General features: G+C 54.3%; 16 protein-coding genes and 4 pseudogenes. 9 read left to right on the top strand and 11 right to left on the bottom strand.

Annotated elements, in window-relative coordinates; genetic code table 11:
- The first annotated feature begins 201 nt into the window (after nucleotides 1-201).
- Nucleotides 202-1698, top strand: coding sequence for a flippase (locus K6T36_RS03420; RefSeq protein WP_222922604.1), 1497 nt, complete (start codon nucleotides 202-204; stop codon nucleotides 1696-1698).
- A 43-nt stretch (nucleotides 1699-1741) separates the two neighbouring features.
- Here K6T36_RS03420 and K6T36_RS03415 read toward each other — a convergent pair.
- Nucleotides 1742-2278, bottom strand: a pseudogene (locus tag K6T36_RS03415) (IS6 family transposase); the annotation flags it as partial.
- A gap of 84 nt (nucleotides 2279-2362) precedes the next feature.
- On the opposite strand from K6T36_RS03415, the pseudogene K6T36_RS03410 reads away from it, so the two are divergent.
- Nucleotides 2363-3506 (top strand): annotated as a pseudogene (locus tag K6T36_RS03410) (ISH3 family transposase).
- A gap of 205 nt (nucleotides 3507-3711) precedes the next feature.
- Here the strand turns inward: K6T36_RS03410 and K6T36_RS03405 are convergent.
- A pseudogene (locus K6T36_RS03405) lies at nucleotides 3712-3849 on the bottom strand (IS6 family transposase); the annotation flags it as partial.
- Between the two features lie 145 nt (nucleotides 3850-3994).
- Nucleotides 3995-5233 (bottom strand): capsular polysaccharide export protein, LipB/KpsS family, encoded by a 1239-nt coding sequence (locus K6T36_RS03400; protein ID WP_222922603.1) that lies wholly within the window; start codon nucleotides 5231-5233, stop codon nucleotides 3995-3997.
- Between the two features lie 732 nt (nucleotides 5234-5965).
- On the opposite strand from K6T36_RS03400, the gene K6T36_RS03395 reads away from it, so the two are divergent.
- Complete coding sequence (locus tag K6T36_RS03395) at nucleotides 5966-7000, top strand: alkaline phosphatase family protein (protein WP_222922602.1); 1035 nt, start codon at nucleotides 5966-5968, stop codon at nucleotides 6998-7000.
- A 300-nt stretch (nucleotides 7001-7300) separates the two neighbouring features.
- On the opposite strand, the gene K6T36_RS03390 is transcribed toward K6T36_RS03395, so the two are convergent.
- The 3 genes from K6T36_RS03390 to K6T36_RS03380 form a co-directional block, all read right to left on the bottom strand.
- On the bottom strand, nucleotides 7301-7993 hold the full coding sequence (locus tag K6T36_RS03390; protein WP_222922601.1) for a hypothetical protein: 693 nt from the start codon (nucleotides 7991-7993) through the stop codon (nucleotides 7301-7303).
- Nucleotides 7994-8298: 305 nt separating this feature from the next.
- Nucleotides 8299-8499, bottom strand: coding sequence for a UvrD-helicase domain-containing protein (locus K6T36_RS19150; RefSeq protein WP_225935210.1), 201 nt, complete (start codon nucleotides 8497-8499; stop codon nucleotides 8299-8301).
- Between the two features lie 515 nt (nucleotides 8500-9014).
- On the bottom strand, nucleotides 9015-9287 hold the full coding sequence (locus tag K6T36_RS03380; protein ID WP_222922599.1) for an NUDIX domain-containing protein: 273 nt from the start codon (nucleotides 9285-9287) through the stop codon (nucleotides 9015-9017).
- 257 nt (nucleotides 9288-9544) lie between these two features.
- Between K6T36_RS03380 and K6T36_RS03375 the strand changes: the two genes are divergently transcribed.
- Both K6T36_RS03375 and K6T36_RS03370 read left to right on the top strand, forming a co-directional pair.
- Nucleotides 9545-9889 (top strand): MarR family transcriptional regulator, encoded by a 345-nt coding sequence (locus tag K6T36_RS03375; RefSeq protein WP_222922598.1) that lies wholly within the window; start codon nucleotides 9545-9547, stop codon nucleotides 9887-9889.
- Between the two features lie 60 nt (nucleotides 9890-9949).
- Nucleotides 9950-10522 carry a metal-dependent hydrolase gene (locus K6T36_RS03370; RefSeq protein WP_222922597.1) on the top strand — a complete coding sequence of 191 codons (573 nt, stop codon included), beginning with the start codon at nucleotides 9950-9952 and terminating at the stop codon, nucleotides 10520-10522.
- Nucleotides 10523-10605: 83 nt separating this feature from the next.
- Here K6T36_RS03370 and K6T36_RS03365 read toward each other — a convergent pair whose 3' ends face one another.
- From K6T36_RS03365 to K6T36_RS03355, 3 genes are all read right to left on the bottom strand, one after another.
- The gene (locus tag K6T36_RS03365; RefSeq protein WP_222922596.1) at nucleotides 10606-12210 is read right to left on the bottom strand and encodes a SufS family cysteine desulfurase; all 1605 of its coding nucleotides are present in this window, start codon (nucleotides 12208-12210) and stop codon (nucleotides 10606-10608) included.
- A 324-nt stretch (nucleotides 12211-12534) separates the two neighbouring features.
- The gene (locus K6T36_RS03360; RefSeq protein ID WP_222922595.1) at nucleotides 12535-12732 is read right to left on the bottom strand and encodes an antitoxin VapB family protein; all 198 of its coding nucleotides are present in this window, start codon (nucleotides 12730-12732) and stop codon (nucleotides 12535-12537) included.
- Nucleotides 12733-12905: 173 nt separating this feature from the next.
- Complete coding sequence (locus K6T36_RS03355; protein ID WP_222922594.1) at nucleotides 12906-13064, bottom strand: hypothetical protein; 159 nt, start codon at nucleotides 13062-13064, stop codon at nucleotides 12906-12908.
- A gap of 89 nt (nucleotides 13065-13153) precedes the next feature.
- Here K6T36_RS03355 and K6T36_RS03350 point away from each other — a divergent pair, with 89 nt between their 5' ends.
- The 4 genes from K6T36_RS03350 to K6T36_RS03335 all read left to right on the top strand — a co-directional run bounded on the left by K6T36_RS03350 (nucleotide 13154) and on the right by K6T36_RS03335 (nucleotide 15159).
- Nucleotides 13154-13834 carry a nucleotidyltransferase domain-containing protein gene (locus tag K6T36_RS03350; protein ID WP_222922593.1) on the top strand — a complete coding sequence of 227 codons (681 nt, stop codon included), beginning with the start codon at nucleotides 13154-13156 and terminating at the stop codon, nucleotides 13832-13834.
- Nucleotides 13827-14339, top strand: coding sequence for a DUF8154 family protein (locus K6T36_RS03345; protein ID WP_222922592.1), 513 nt, complete (start codon nucleotides 13827-13829; stop codon nucleotides 14337-14339). Before K6T36_RS03350 ends, K6T36_RS03345 begins: the two co-directional genes overlap by 8 nt.
- Nucleotides 14340-14420: 81 nt before the next feature.
- The gene (locus K6T36_RS03340; protein WP_222608025.1) at nucleotides 14421-14702 is read left to right on the top strand and encodes a ribbon-helix-helix domain-containing protein; all 282 of its coding nucleotides are present in this window, start codon (nucleotides 14421-14423) and stop codon (nucleotides 14700-14702) included.
- A complete protein-coding gene (locus K6T36_RS03335; protein ID WP_222922591.1) occupies nucleotides 14695-15159 on the top strand; it encodes a hypothetical protein in 465 nt (154 codons plus the stop codon). The genes K6T36_RS03340 and K6T36_RS03335 overlap by 8 nt, the downstream gene beginning before the upstream one ends.
- Here K6T36_RS03335 and K6T36_RS03330 read toward each other — a convergent pair.
- Nucleotides 15107-15556, bottom strand: a complete 450-nt coding sequence (locus K6T36_RS03330; RefSeq protein ID WP_225935170.1) for an HVO_A0114 family putative DNA-binding protein — start codon at nucleotides 15554-15556, stop codon at nucleotides 15107-15109. The genes K6T36_RS03335 and K6T36_RS03330 overlap by 53 nt on opposite strands.
- Nucleotides 15557-15580: 24 nt before the next feature.
- Nucleotides 15581-15919 (bottom strand): annotated as a pseudogene (locus tag K6T36_RS03325) (toxin-antitoxin system TumE family protein).
- Between the last annotated feature and the right edge of the window lie 143 nt (nucleotides 15920-16062).

The raw sequence follows: 16062 nt of genomic DNA, 5'->3' as shown, positions 1-16062 counted from the left end.
TTATACTGCCAGTCGGAACGCTTGAGCCCCCCTGAGAAACGATATAGTGACGAAGGAGGGGAAAAGATCCCCGTACTCGCCAAGATAGGCGTCAAGTGGTGATTCAGTACCTTTTCTGATGATAGTGTACCGAACACTATAATTGAATCCAAATACATACTGTTGCTTGTACATGCCTCTCCAATATTTGGTCCAAATATTATGAACGAGAAAAGTGAAGATGGTATTATAAATTCCTCGCTAGGATCGATAACGCAGGGCGCATCTATTCATTTTATTGGTAAAGTGATTTCAAATATACTTGGGTTTATTCTAAATGCCTTATTGACACGTGGACTGGGAGCAACACAATACGGATTATATGCGTATGGGAATACAATAATCACAATATCTGCCGCTTTAGCGCGGATGGGGTCCGGAAAAGCTGTGCTGAGATTTTTACCCGCTTATGATGATCGTCCTCAGCGACAAAATAAGGTTATAGGATTAGCTTATCTCACAAGCTTCTTATCGGGTATATTTTTAGGAGTCATATTGTACGTTACCGCTCCTTTGATTTCAACACATACACTTAGAAACCCTTTGCTAGTTGATGTCATACGAGTGTTGGCAATTGTACTCCCATTTAACACGGCATTCAAATTAACAAATGCTATATTTAGAGCCAAAGAAAGGATGGAATATCTGGTCTTAGTCGGCCAAATATTAAGACCATTATCTTATATAACAGTTGTTACAATAGCACTTGGTGTAGGTTATTTGCTTGATGGTGTGATTTTCGGGATCGCTGTTGCGTCAGTTTTGCTCTTCGGGATATCACTACATATATTAGTAAATAGACTTGGGATGACCCCAAATATTTGGGAGAATAACGAAAAGGACATTAAAAGTTTCTATAACTATTCGTTGCCATTAGTATTGAAGGATGTAGGGCAACTATTGTATAAAAGAGTTGATATTATAATGGTTGGGATTCTATTAATAGAATCAGATGTTGGAATATATAAAGTAGGATGGTTGATTGCAGGTGTCATAACTCTGCCTCTAGGAGCATTCAATCAAATTTTCCCACCAGTCGCTTCACGACTCTATTCTAAGAATAATATGGGGGAGTTAAATTCTGTATATAAGCGCATTACTCGATGGACACTAACTATTGCTATCCCGCCTGCGCTGATTGCAGTAGTATATGGCCAAGAAATACTCGGGATATTTGGCCCTGAATTCACAAAAGGCGTGCTAGTTTTGGCTCTCTTCACTACCGCTCAACTGACCAACTGTGCCGTTGGTCCTACTGGATTCTTGCTAATGATGACGGATCATCAGTATTTAAGCATGCTAAACCAAGGGGCACTCGGTATTTTGAATATAGTATTGAATTATATATTCATTCTTAGGTTCGGGCTTATTGGGGCAGCGATCGCTACAGGTGGGGTATTAGCATTTATCAACTTATTAAGGGTTTGGGAAATTTGGCATTTGGAATCATTGTTCCCTTATAACAGTAAGATTTTGAAGCCGGTAGCTGCCGGTATCATTTCAGGTGTTATCATGTATGTAATGTCTTTATTACTTAGTGGATATATACTGCTCATCTCTGGAATAGTACTCGGCTGCTCAGCATTCGTACTCTTATTATACACATTAGGTATTGAAGAGGAAGATCTCACGTTCTTCAAGAACCAAATAATTCAATAACTTAATATCTTATAAATTAATAAATATTCATGATAGGCACTGTCTAGTTAAGCGCCGCTATAGCTGGCGTTCGCCCGTTTAGTGATTGATGCGGTCTTTGACATTGTAGTAATGTATGAACTGTTCAAGGCACTCGCGTGCACTTGCCCGACTACCGAACCACGAGTTATGGAGACGGTCCATGCGCATTTTGAGCGTGTAAAACCACTTTTCGATGAGGTTTCGGTCTGGAAAGTCTTCCCGACCGTTGAGACCTAAGCGGGAGAGGGCAGTCCGATAGCCGAACTGATCGACGAGGAACACTGCGTCAGAAAGATCATGTTTCTCAAGGAGGTCATGCAGAAACGCATCCGCTGGATCGGTGCCATGTCGTCCGAACAACTCTTCGTTGAGGATCAATTTTGTGTCGATATTTATTGCAGTATAGAGCAAAGACCATTCGCCGTTGATTTTGATAGCGATCTCGTCAACTGCGATCCGCGACGGAGAGCCGTCGGCGGGTCGCTGACGCTATCAGCGACGCGGTGAACCCACTGGCAGATCACTTTATGGAGCGTTCTATGCCGAATAGGCGAAGGATTTCTTAGTTTCGGTACTTCCCAATCGGTCTGAGAGAGGAAGCTAGAGCGTCGCTCTGATTAAGGAAGATATCTGGTTGAGAAGAGTGTACACTATCCCCCAACCAGACGGTGTTCTTTCGGCGGAAGATGTCAAAGAAGTATGGCTGACTTGATTGGAGAGTTGCCGATGGAAGGAATCGGGGGTTCGCCCCTCGATTCCGACGATATCTGGCTCGTTACCATGGCTAGCGTCAACCAGTCGTCCGTCTGGAAAGTCACATCCCAGACGGACGATATACCCTGCGATACGGTCATGGACTGGCTCCACACGCTCCAGCGTAGCCGAATCGAAATGGCGGCAAACCTGTTGTTTCGTCACCTCGCCATGACGATTCTCGGCCCTGACCGGTCGAGAATCGTCTCCATTGACTTCGTCGATAATCCTTATCACGGCAATCCCGACCAGGACGACGGAGAACTCTGTCACACGAGTCCGAAAGATGGGATAACAACCTGCCACCGCTACTGCACCGCTTATATTGTCTCGAACTGTAAGCCGGTGACACTGGCACTCACCTACGTCCGCAGTGACGAGAAAGAAGCCGACGCGGTCGAGCGTGTTCTCGACCGCATCGGTGTCTATCCCTTCGAGATTTATCTCTTACTCGCTGATTGTGGTTTCTACAATGAACGGGTGGTTCGCCGCGTACGTGACCTAGCTACGACAGTAATCGTCGTCAAGAAGAAAGGTGAGCGCATGAAGGACAAACTCACCACGCACTACTCGTACATGACGACCTATCGGATGTACAAAGACAGCGAGCGGGAACTCCGATTCCTGCTCGCGATTTCGGTCTCCTATCAGAACGGAGTTCGCGGGAAACACGGTGAGATTGTACGAGCTACGTAGCGTGTGATCTCAGAGATCCCACGGATACACAGATCGAACGGCGCTATCGCAAACGATCGGCGATTGAGACGAGTTACCGGCTGTTCCGTCAAGCGCGAGCAACAACGACGCAAGACCCAATCGTGCGGTTTGCGTTCGTGATCGTGACCTTCCTGCTGGAGAACCTCTTGTTAGTGCCGCGGTGGGCGGTCGTCGCCCGCCCACGCAGGGGCAAACGCGACCTGCCCACACAGTTCACGTTGAAGACGTTCCGTGATTGGATTCGACACGAGCTGGAAACAGAGTTAGCCCGGCAGTGGGAAATCGAGATAAACGGTGTAGGCGTACCTGAGGCGTAGGCCCCGGCGGTGGGCTGACCGGTCAGCCCGTGGCCTCGGGTCAGCTGTTCGTAGCAACAGCAATCGTCTCAAACAGCCCCAAAAGTTGTTTAATCCGCTAATTTTATCTGGGTCAGACTAACGTCTTAACTCACGTAGCTTTCGCTCCGATGTTGAGTGGCTTACACCAACTCAACTCGTCTTCCAACGTCTCGATTGGGAAGTACCGAGTTTCTCGGAGCAAACAGCCGGTCACGTGAAGTCGGACGGCGAGCGCCCTGACGATCGTCGCCGTTCGCTCTCGCTCCCAGCATTCAAAATTCGCCGTATTCAACGTCTCTTTGAGCAGTTCTTGATTGAGCATAGACACCGAAATCAACGAACTGCTCACTTTTCAAACTGGCTTAACTAGACAGTGCCCGGAGGAGGCTACCACTAATTTGGTGATGTAATTACTCTCGAAATCATACCCATCGCTCAGCTGTTCCATGCTTTCTAGAAATAGAGTATTATTCTATTGAATTATATATTGCGGATATTATCTTCTTCAATGTTAAGGCATAAAAATTATTAAAACTCCCCTCAATAAATATATTGTTTCTAAATGCGTTAATGTAGTTATCGGGAGTGAATCCGTAATTGCTAGTTATGCCATCGTACATTGCGTCTTGAACAGCTTGTAACTCATCAGGGTTTCTTGCATTTGGATGGGAGCTATACATAGCTTCACCAATTACAACTATTGGTGTCCCTTTTGCTAAAGATTGAAATCCAACGCTGCTATTAATAGTGACAACCAGATCTGCTTGTTCAATCAAAGTATTAATATCATATTCTTTCAGCCAAAGTACATTATCGCTGTGCTTTTTGATACTCGAATAGCTCTGAGGCTTTATTTCAGCCGGGTGTTCTTTTACCACCAGTTCCATATTGAATTCGGATGAATTTAATGAAGATAATACGACCGAATATAATCTTTTCATATTTTTGACATATGGGCTGTTATACAATACTTGCGTATCGCTGTTAACCTGTAAGGGCAAGAATACAAATCTTGATGGGAGATCGTGTTTTAACTCCTTCTTTATTGGCAATCCCTTGCTCAAAACATTTTTTGTCTTATTTACTATATTCTCAACTATGCTTAGTGAATTATTATGTCCTTTTAACTTTTCCACATTGGTTAGCTCCTCATATTTTTTCTTTTTAATTGGTTCATCTGTCATTGGTTTCCATAGCGGATCCCTAGATATGATCTCTTCAAAAGAACATCCAAAGACACTAGAATTACTATTAACCCCCTGCCTATCAATCTGAATGGTGTCATTTAAATACCCATTCTCAAGGAAAAGAGTAGATACGCCCTCTGCTTCACACGCAATTTTTCCAATACTCATGTCATTCCAGAAGATAACAATATCAATATCAAATTTATCAAGACAGTTGCAGTAATTGTTATATTCTACTTCTAAATCTTTGAGTGATTTCCTTTCGGTCTGAGAGTGGTTCATTTCGTGATCAATTATATCATAATTATGTACGTTAGATACGGGGATATCTCTCATAGTATTATCACTAAATTCTATAATGCTCTCTTCAAAATTATTCTTTTCTAAGAATTTTCTGAATACAGTATTGGGATTAATAAAATATATATCATTCCCGTGATCCGTGATATTGTCAGCTAAGTTCGTCCACAAATTAGCTTTTCCAAGCGAAACGTCATCAAAAGCGACTTTAGCAGCCATTATACGTAGCCATTGGATAACATTACTTAAAATTGGTTTGGCTCAGTGATACTTAATTCAGCGCCTCCTCGGAGGGGGCATGGCTATCTAACGGTTGGCTATTCTATTTCAGTTGTAATAGTGTGAGAACTGCCGAATTCAACGTTCGCGCTAAATTGACAGCACGGGTAGGACGCGTGGAAATGATGATTTGCATAGTGACTGCTTGGAAAAATTTTCGACATAGTTTTCGATCTCGTAATCAAGGTAACCACTTAAATTGCGACAAGTGAAGGCATTCAGATGCTGAAAATCACCGATCAGGTTGCCTGTCACGTTCTCATCTTGGTGCAGTCGAAAGAACACCCTCGTCAGAAGTGTGGGAGCCTTAGCGAATCAAAGTAAGACTGCACCAATAGCAGAGACTTTCGCCAACAGCTTCGGGCAGGTGAAATGGCCAGATACGAGTTTTCGGCGGAACGCTGGACGGCGACCTTTTGATCGCAGGCCCTTCCTTTCCTCCATGAACTCGCTGGGTATCCCGGCTACCCGACGCGGCCGTTGTTGGAGCGGATGTTCGAAGACAATACAGAAAATACACCATCAACTACCGATTCAATAAGAGACACTCGTTACTGCTACGCAAGCGAGGTGTGAGTTTTAGCTGAAGATGTATGGCCGATTCGGGAAGTTATAAGTAAGCTCAGTTCAACAATAACTTATAACCTCTATATGAGAACCTTCCGACATAAAGTGAGTGAAGCTATCAAAGAACCGCGTTATGCGGTCAGCCACTTATCTCAAAAATTAACCTCACCCCTCCGAGCCGTAACCACAAGCGCGAGTATCTTTGGAACCTCACGTCGAAATTTTGGTACGAATATTTTCGAAAGAGAATGGGACCTAGTACTTGTTCTTGATTCTGCGAGGTATGATATACTTAGGGAACTTGAATGTGAATATAGTTTCCTCACTAATGTTAATTCAATTTGGTCTGTTGGATCCACGTCTCCAGAATGGATGGCGAACACGTTCTCAGAAACTTACAGATCCCAAATTTCAGACACAGCCTATATCACGTCTAATCCTCATACAGAAACAGTTCTAGAAAAAAATCTTTCAGAACGATATCAAGGACATCGTAAAGAACTAACAAAGATTCAACGATTTGGAAAATTTAATATCGTCCAATCAGAAAATCTCGGACTCTATGATCCAGTTTGGAAGCAAAATTCGATAGAAGGTCGATACGAAATGTACGAAAATTATGGCGACCCGCGAAATGTGACTGACAAAGCAATCCAGACTCTCCGAGAATACGATTTTGAACGAGTCATACTACATTACATGCCACCACATATCCCATTGATAGTTGAGGCGATTCGAGAAGAACGCGATCCCTTAGAGTATGAACAAACCCCTTGGAAATATATCCAGAAGACGGGGGATCAAACATTACCTCTTGAGGCTCACAAGGAAATGCTCCGGTGGGTCCTAGATGATATTGAAGTCTTACTAGAAAATGTTGATGCCCAAAAAATTGCTATTACTGCAGATCATGGAGATGCGTTTGGCGAGTTTGGAACGTATGGACATCCTGCTGGAAGTCTAAACCCAAAAGTTCGACGTGTCCCGTGGGTAACGACCTCTGCGAAAGATACAAAAAAACACATGCCTGAATATGAAGAAAATGAACAAAAGGATGAAAAAACAACAGTTGATGAACGGTTGGAATCACTTGGGTATCTTGCTGCATCACCAGTCTTAGCAAAAGGAAATTCCCGGTGACTACCTCGACGATGTGATGTGTTGAGGAGATCATGACGGTATGAGCGTGCAGATGTCCGCGTTGAAAGCCAAGACGGTACCGACACCCATACGATGTCGTCAGCTGATTGGCCTTCTGACGGTGGAACAGGGAAACCGGAGAAGATGCCGAGCAATCTCACTCCCAACTGACACCGAACAGTCTCACCAGTTCGCGTTCGATCCTGACTACGGGTTTAGGTACGACGTCAAACAAGGGATTCTAGAACCGGGTCCGTCTACATCAGCATCCCACAGGGAGTGGATTCCAGCAATAGGTACCTAAGTGATCGTGGGAAGGCCTCGAAACAGGATTTCATCGACGATGTCAGCGAGGTTGGCCAACGAATCGCGCTTCCACTCGGTAACGAGATGGACGAGTGCGTCCAGGTTGGCGACGCGTTGCCCTGCCGCGACGCGAGGAAACGCGTCGGTTGGGTTAGCACACAGTCCGAGTGTCTCGATGATGTCGCCGATACTGCTCGCTGCCGACTGTGCGCGAAGCGTAGGACGCTTCTCACGGAGTCGGTGAAGCTTGGCAAGCACGTAGCGCTGCTCGTCGGTGATATCGTCAATCCGGTTCGACTCCTTGTGGATGGAGTCGAACGCCCAGTCGCGGGCCTCGAAGGCATCACTCAGCGTGGCAAGCCCGACCGAGGAGTCACTGACGAGTGTCCGTAGTCGGTCCGGAGCGGTCGGGTCGACCAGCCACTTGGCGATGTCGAAGACCGTCGTGACGACCGGGCACTCGAAAAGGTAATCGGAGGCGTTCGCCACCGAAAGCCCCTCCGTCTCGAAGGCGTCGGCGCACCGGGCCATCTGTGTACGCCATCGGAACAGCACCGTCACGTCGGGTTGGGTAGCGTCGCCAGCATTACTACCGCCGTCGCCATCATTATTGTCGTGCTCACCACCGGTGTCGGTATCGGCAGTCCGATCACCGCCAGCCTCGGAATCGCCAAGTGTACCGTCCACGAGGTCGTTCGCAATGTTGGTTGCCAAAACTCCGGCTTCGCCGCTCCCTGTATTGGGGGCGACGTAGTCCGTCGTCCAGGGTTGTGCGGAGGTGTCGAACGCGGCGATGTGGACGTTCGGTTCGGCGTCGAATCCCGCGCAGCGTCGAGAAGCGGGGAGGTAAGGTAGAGGTCGCCGACGTTCCCGCGAGTGGCGTCGGTGACTGCAGGCTCGGCAATGGCGTTGATGGTGGCCGTGACGTCGGGTGCGCAGCGGTACGTAATTGCGGCTGTTTCAGTGATGTGCGGGTCCCAGTCGATGCCGAATTACCGACCGTCCTCCGCGGCCCGCTCGAATATCGAGGGATATGCTTCACGGAAGCCGTAGATGGACTGTCGAATGTCGCCAGCGGTGAGCACATGACACTCGCTGGTGATCAACTTGGCGAGTGCCGCGTGTTGCATCTCGGCGACATTTTGTACTTCGTCGATAATCAAGCTATCGATGCGTCCCCGGTATCGCGCCAGGACGCGCTCTCCTTACGTCTCGGTCGTGCCACTTATTTCGAGACCGCCAGTGAGGAATTCGGCGACGAGGAACGCACAGTCGGTGTTGCAAATGACGCCGCGCTCGCGTGTGCGCGTCGCGTACTCTTCCCAGTACGCCGACAGTAGCGTATAGAACGCGTCGATCGTCTCGCACCACGCTGCGTGGAGTCGTCGATCAGCGGTAACGAGTGTTCACGGTCCGCGTCGTCGAGGTCGGAGTAAGCCTGAGGGGCCGCGTCGGCTCCGACACATCTGGCGAGCGCGTCAGCAACGTCGTCCATCGACATCGTTTCGCCCTCGACTTAGACCGCCTCAACGGTGGTGTGAAGTACCGCGCCGAACCCCTCCGTTGTGAGTCGCCGGGCCCGACACTGGTGGTGTGCCTGCCGTAGCAGCGCTGCCGGGCGTCGTCGTACTTGCCGGGCGGGTAGGCATTCTCGAAGACCTCGATGGCCGTCGCGTTCTCCGGCGACGACATAACTGCCTCGAAGCAGTCAGTGTGGAGATGATTCATGTTGTCCGTCGGTACCGGCCGTGGGTATCTTGTCGAACCCCACGTTCGTGACGAATTCCCCGAGGAGGGTTCGGAATACGCTGTCGATCGTGCCAACGTACGGCGCACACCGGGCACGCTCGCCGCGGTCGACGCGGCCGCCCGGCAGCTCCCAGCCGCCGTCGGTCGCTCGCCGGACGATCAATACCTGGTCGGTCGGCGCGAAGACGACACCCCGCTGGGTCACGGTCGCCTGCAGCGGTTCGTCCGTCATCGGTCGGGGTACGGACGAATCGCCCATCAATCTGGCGAGCGCATTGACCTCACCTTGCGCCTCCAGTCACGAGGATCGCATCCCGGGAAGCCACAAGGTCTGCCCCTGAGGCGGTTCACGACGGGGTGACTTGGAGTAACCCGATTCGATATCCCACCCAGCGATCTACCCGGAGCTCATCTCTCACTCACGTTCGGTATTTTCGTAGCTTTCACTCCTAACACTCATTACAGCGTGTGCTGTCTCTCCATTCAACGATGTCCATCGATCGAGACACCTTCGAGAACACGAGCGAGGAGGAGCTCGAGGACCTGTCGGTCCCTGACCAGGTACTCGGATTCCTTTCCGCGAACGGAGATCGGGCGTTCAAGGCGCGCGAGATCGCCTCCCAGATCGGGATTGACGAGGGCGCGGTCAGCACCGCACTCTCACGACTGAAGGACCGCGGCCTCGTTGAACACAAGGCGACATACTGGGCGATTACCGACGACACGGACCGCCTCGACGGATACAGTGGCTCCGAGCGAGCGACTGCCCTGTTCAACGACCGACTCGGCACAGAGGACACGGAGGCCTGGCGCGAACGGGCGCCCAGTGAGTAGCTCTGGTCCTCCTCTTCGCGATCACCCACCCTTATCCCCACCACTCACTACCCTGACACCGTGTTACCGCTGGGACACCTCGCGTTCGCGTACCTCTGGTATGCGGGCTATGCGGCCGTCGGGACCCATCGCCTGCCCGCACGGGCCGCGCTCGTCCCGCTGGCGATCGGCAGCCAGTTTCCCGACCTCGTCGACAAGCCCCTCGCGTACGTCGAGGTCCTCAGGTACGGCCGCTCGTTGGCCCACTCGCTGTTCACCTTCCTCATCGTCTCACTCGCGGTGTGGTGGCTCGCCCGGCGGCTCCACGGTCGCTGGAGCGACGGATCCCTCCCCGAGCGTATTCGAGTCGTCACGCCCGTCGCGTTCGCGGTCGGCTACCTGAGTCACCTCCTCGGCGACACGTACCGGTCCCTGCTCGCGGGCGACCTGTGGTCCGCGCGGTTCCTCATGTACCCGTTGTTTCCGATGCCGGTGTCGTCCGGCGACGACATCGCCCCGTGGATACGACTGTTCCGGATCTATCGAGACATGGGCACCCATCCTCAGTTGGAGCTGATCGCTATCGCGATCGTCGTGTTCGTGGGGCTGCGGGTGCGGCGCTACTGGACGCGAACCCAGGTGGACCGCGCCTGAGGCGTATCCACCACACCCTCTCACTCCCGGTCGACGACCGCAGACACCGGCTGCTTCGCGGTCACAATATCCCCACCACTCACCTACCCGGAAACCACGTACTCACGAGCGGCTTCCCGAATCACGTCCTCGGGCCCCTCGACACACTCCCGACGAAGGTCAGGGTACTGCCCCTCCAACGCACTGACCACGTACCCATCGAGCTCGGCGACCTCTTCGACCGCCATCCCTTCAAGCTTCTCCGAAAGCAGACTGGCGACGGCGCGACTCACTGCACAGCTCCGGCTCTCGAAGGCGATCTCCTCGATGCGACCCTCGGAGATCGTCACGTGGAACTCGCCGTCGTCGCCACAGGTGGTTTCCTCGGAGGACTTCACGAACGTCGGATCCACGAGCCCACCCTGGTTCCGCGGCTCGTGGTAATGCTCGCTGATGAGGTCGTGGTAGCGGTCGGAGGCGAGGTACCCGTCCAGATTCTCGCGTGCGGAATCCACCACGTCCAGAAGCCGGTCGATGTCCGCCCGGGTGTTGTACACGTAGAACGATGCCCGAGCGGAGCCGGGGATCTCCAACCGATCGTGGAGCGGCTGGGTGCAGTGGTCGCCGGCGCGGATGGCGATGCCGTTGTCGTTCAGCAGGCTGGAGAGGTCGTGGCCGTGGACCCCCTCGACGTTGAACGAGACGAGGCCGGTCCGCTCCTCCCCGACAGCGGGCCCGTACGTCCGGACGAACTCCGGGTCGGCGAGTTCCCGCAGGAGGTACTGCGCGAGGTCGTTCTCGTGGGCGCGGACGTTCTCCATCCCCAACTCCGAGAGGTAGTCGACGGCGGCGCCGAGCGCGATGCCCTCCGCGATGGGCGGGGTGCCGGCCTCGAACTTCCAGGGGAGCTCGTTCCACGTCGAATCGGTGAGCGTGACGTTGCGGATCATCTCCCCGCCGAAGAGGAACGGGTCGAGCTCCTCGAGGATCGCCCGCTTCCCGTACAGCCCGCCGATGCCGGTGGGGCCGGCGAGCTTGTGGCCCGAGAACGCGAAGAAGTCCGCGTCCATCGCCCCCACGTCGACGGGCCGCGTCGGCGCCGACTGGGCGCCGTCGACGACCGCGTACGCGTCGTGGTCGTGCGCGAGGTCCACGAGGCCGGCGATGGGGTTGATCGTGCCCAGCACGTTCGAGACGTGGGGCGCACACAGGACGGCGGTGTCGTCGGTGACGAGCTCGCGGGCGGCGTCCATGTCGAGGTGGCCGTCGGCCGTGACGGGGATGTGGCGGACGGTCGCGCCCGTGCGCTTGGCGATCTGCTGCCAGGTGACCAGCGAGGCGTGATGGTCCATCTCCGTCGTCACGATCTCGTCGCCGGCGTCGAGGTCCCGGCTGAGCCCGTACGCGACGAGGTTGATGCTCTCGGTGGTGTTCTTCGTGAAGACGATCTCCTCGCGGCACTCGGCGCCGAGGAACTCGGCGACGCGGTCGTGGGCCTCCTCGTAGGCGATCGAGGCCTCGTGGCTGAGTTCGTGGATCCCCCGGTGGATGTTCGCGTTGTAGCCCGCGTAGAACTCCTCGAAGACGTCGTACACCTGGCGCGGCGTGTGCGTGGTGGCGGCGTTGTCGAGGTACGTGAGCGGGTGGCCGTTCACGCGCCGGTCGAGCACGGGGAAGTCCGCGCGGATCTCCGCGGCGTCGAAGGTCATGTTCTCTGTCAAACAGTATCCCCCATAAATCCGACTATGACGGCGGGACTCGACACGGCGATCCGATCGCGGGCTCGGCCCATTGGGGAGTGGACAGTCACCCCGACAGCGACGTTCGATGGTCGCCGTGCTGTGGACCGACGTGCGGGCATCGACTACGACAACTGACACTCAAGCGCCCCCTCGACACACTCACTCCACCTCGATCCCCGAACGAAGACGCTCTCCTGCCCGTCCCCAAAATTCAGATGCTAATTGAACTCGATACAGTGGTGCTGCCGGAACGCTCCGCGTTCTGGCTGCTGAGCAGACGCCAGAGACGGTTCACCGAGACTGCTTGCGAGCCGCTCGGACCCGATCGGCGTGGTCGTCCGACCACCGACCGAATCCGGCGAGGAGGTCGCGGTCGTCCTCGAGCAACCGCTGCAGGACATCGTTGTAGCTTTCCCCCTCCCGGCGGCGGCGGTCGAGTTCTCGCTTCACCGAATCGCTGACGCGGATCTGTTCGTCGGCAGTCGCCATCGTCCGTTGTCGATCGCGTTGACATGGTTTAGTCGTTAGCCTCAGACGACAAGCTCTGCGTTTCTGGGGGTTCAGTCCGACCGCCATTGATCGAAGTTCCCTTGAAACGGGCCGTGTTCACGGCCCAGCGACGGGCGTGTCTCCGGCCCCTGGAACGATGATCCGTGGCTCCGCTACCGACCAACTTCGTCGCCGTCCACCATCACCCACCCCCGGACTTCCCCACGATCTACTGGATCTCCCCTCGCCGACCGCGACGACGGCCAGCCGTCAGCTATGTATTCGAGGACCACCGTCAGGATCGCGTACGCGACCGGCTCGGCGGGTGACACTGTGAGATACCACCCACGGACGCGTCGGTGGCTGCAAGCTCGGACCTACTACCAAAACCTAATGTCTCCTAAGACGAGACATGTAACGCATGACGAGACAAGAAACCGAGACCTCCGACCAAGAACAAGCCAGGGTCGAGGTACCGATCCCGGCTCCGGATCCCGATCTGTTCCGTCACACGGCTACTGACGATCTTCTACGACTCCTGATTGACAATCCCTACGAGCAGTTCACGATTCGGCAGCTGGGGCGGCTCACCGAGAACGCGGCCCAGTCGGTGAAGCGGGCCGTCGATGTCCTCGAAACCAACGGCATCGTCACCGTCTCGACGGAAGGAAACCGTCGTCTCGTCGGCATCAATCGAACCCGGGTACGGAAGTCCGACGATCCTGTCCTGCGCATCCCCCAGCCGGAGTTCCATCGACCCATCCGAGCGGCACTCGACCGAATCCGTGACGAGCTAGGCGAACTTCAGGGCGCCCTCGTGTTTGGCAGCGTCGCCCGAGGTCGGGCTGACCGCCAGAGTGACATCGACCTCTGGGTGCTCACCGACGACCGAACCGACCAGCACCGAGCCAACGAACTCGCGAAAGACCTCGGGGGGCAACGGTTCGACGGCGACCGGTACGAGTTCCAGATTCTCGTCGAGACACCTGAATCGGCACGCGGCCACGGCGATCGCCTCGAAGAGTTGTTCGCCGACGCGATCACTCTCGTCGACAGTGACGAACTTCGTGATCTCAAGCGAAAGGTGATGAGCGATGCCTGACGAGCCAGTCGCCCTGGCCGAGGCCGTCGCCCGTGCCGAAGACGCCTTCAGCGGCCAACTGGGACGGCTGGACTACGAAGAGGGACTCGACCCGGAAACTCACGAGAGTGACGTGATCCAGTTACGGAAAGCTTGTCGCCTGCTCGAAGCGTGCCACCTGCTCCGCGAAACCGATGGCTACCACACCAGTGTGATCGAGATGTCCTTTGCGGCGATCGAGCGCACCCTCGAATTCTATGCACTCACGGCGTCGAACGATACCATCGATGACTTCCGAGAGGGCCACGACCGCGCGTACGACCGTGGCGCCGACCTCCAACTCGTCAAGATGGAAACCGCCCGACGATTGAAGCAACTGTACCGGGACAACCGCGCTGCGGCGTACTACCGCGATACGGTCGCTGGCGCCCAGCAGGCCGATGCGATGTTTGACCTCGCAGTGACTATTCACGATTACGTCAAGAACTTCGCACGGCTCTCACACGAATGCCAGTGCCGGCAGTGACCAGTCGGTATCGTTTCACTGCGAGTTCGAGCGTGAGCCGTCGGCGAAACGATTATCGTAAGACGAGCGTAATATGCTGGTATGTCCAAAGCAAGCACGAACGGTGAGGGTGGTGACGATATCGTCACGGTGAATTTCAAAGCCACCGAGTCGTTCCTCGAAGAGATCGACGCCACGTGGCAGGGTCGAGGGTTCAACAGCCGCAGCGAGTTCATTCGCTATACGCTCCGGGATGCAGTCGAATTCCCGACGTTCGACCGTGACGAGCTCATCGCCCTACTCGCCGCTGAGGAGGATATCAGTGAAGACCAAACCATGAGTGCGGCGGAAGCCCGCGAACGGTTCGGAACCGCCGATGAGTGACGACGGGTGGACATGGGTACTCGCCTCGAAGGCGCAATCCGACCTCGACTCGCTGTCGCTCGGATCAACCGACGTGGCGGTGCGTACACCGCTGACGACGACTGATATTCGGGTATCCGATACACAGACGGGTTCTCTCGGTCTTTCCAGATCTTCAGTCAAGCTGAACCGGTTCCCTGTTCATGAACAGCATTCCAGTTCGATTATCGTGGAATATGAGCGGACCCACGTCCATATCCCCATCCCGGTCGGTGACCATGAGGCGTTCACACACCACGCCACGACCGATATCCTCCAGAAACTCAGCGAGTATTCTGAGAAGACGTTCTCAACCCGGGATTCCACCGCTTCACAGGGAATGGGGAACGCCAACAGAGCGACAGGATCGCTTGAAATGGATGTGTTCACGGCGCAGCGGCGGCCGTGTCGCCAGCCTCCGGATCGAACGGGAGGGTGATGACGAGTTCGTCGAACCAGACGACCGGTCGCTTACTCTGGCCGTCTTCCTCGAAGAAGATGATGCCCAACTGGGCGAGCCGGCTGAGTTCCTCGTGGACGTTCTTCACGTCCCGATCGACAACTCTGGCTGTCTCGTTGATACTAGCTGGCTCGTCCCGACGGATGGCTTCGATGAGATCGAGGACGCGCGGCGTCAGCGTCCCGATGAGGTCGTCGTAGCTGGTGAACGAGAGCGTCGGCGTGGAATCGGCCGCGTCGCCCAGTTCGAGCGCCTCGATTCCGTCGGCGACATCGTCGTGGAACTCACGGGAGGACTTCACGGTCACGACGAGGGTTGATTCGGCCCGAAGCTGTTCGCGCTCCATCGGGTGCAGCGGCGGCGTGGTATCGTTCATGGGTATCACCGTGGTGTGATGGCCTCACGCGACCTCGAACTCGGATTTCGGGATCTCGCTCCAGAACTGTTCCCAGAGTTCGACCATCCCGGGGAACGTAATACTGTCTGGGTTGGGGTCCGGTGCGACGTGCAGTTCGTGCCCTTTAGTGTCCTCGTGTGAGTTGTCGTACCGACGGATCGTCCCATCGTCAAGCGTGCGGGGCGGGTCCGGCTCGGTCGCGCCGTAGTGGAGCTTGTAGGCTCATCCGGACGGGTACGCGTCACGGTCGGTCCGCATGCAGAACACGCGGACGACCGTCGCATCCGGGTACTTCCTCCCCTCACTCACGCCATCGAGGTCGTCGTCGGTCCGTGAGGCCATCCTCGCCTATTGGTACACAAACCAATGCAATAGGTCTGTTGGTCGAGAGACCAATACTAGTGGCCGTACTCTCAATACTCAAGCGATTCTTCCTCTGCAGTTCAGATCACCACGTCGTACCCATGCGATAGAACGGGTAAGTT

Origin of the sequence: Halobaculum roseum (genome assembly GCF_019880245.1) — an archaeon.
In the GTDB taxonomy this organism is placed as follows: Archaea; Halobacteriota; Halobacteria; order Halobacteriales; family Haloferacaceae; genus Halobaculum; species Halobaculum roseum.
The sequence above is the reverse complement of the archived record's forward strand: the minus strand, read 5'-3'. Positions and strand labels throughout refer to the sequence as shown.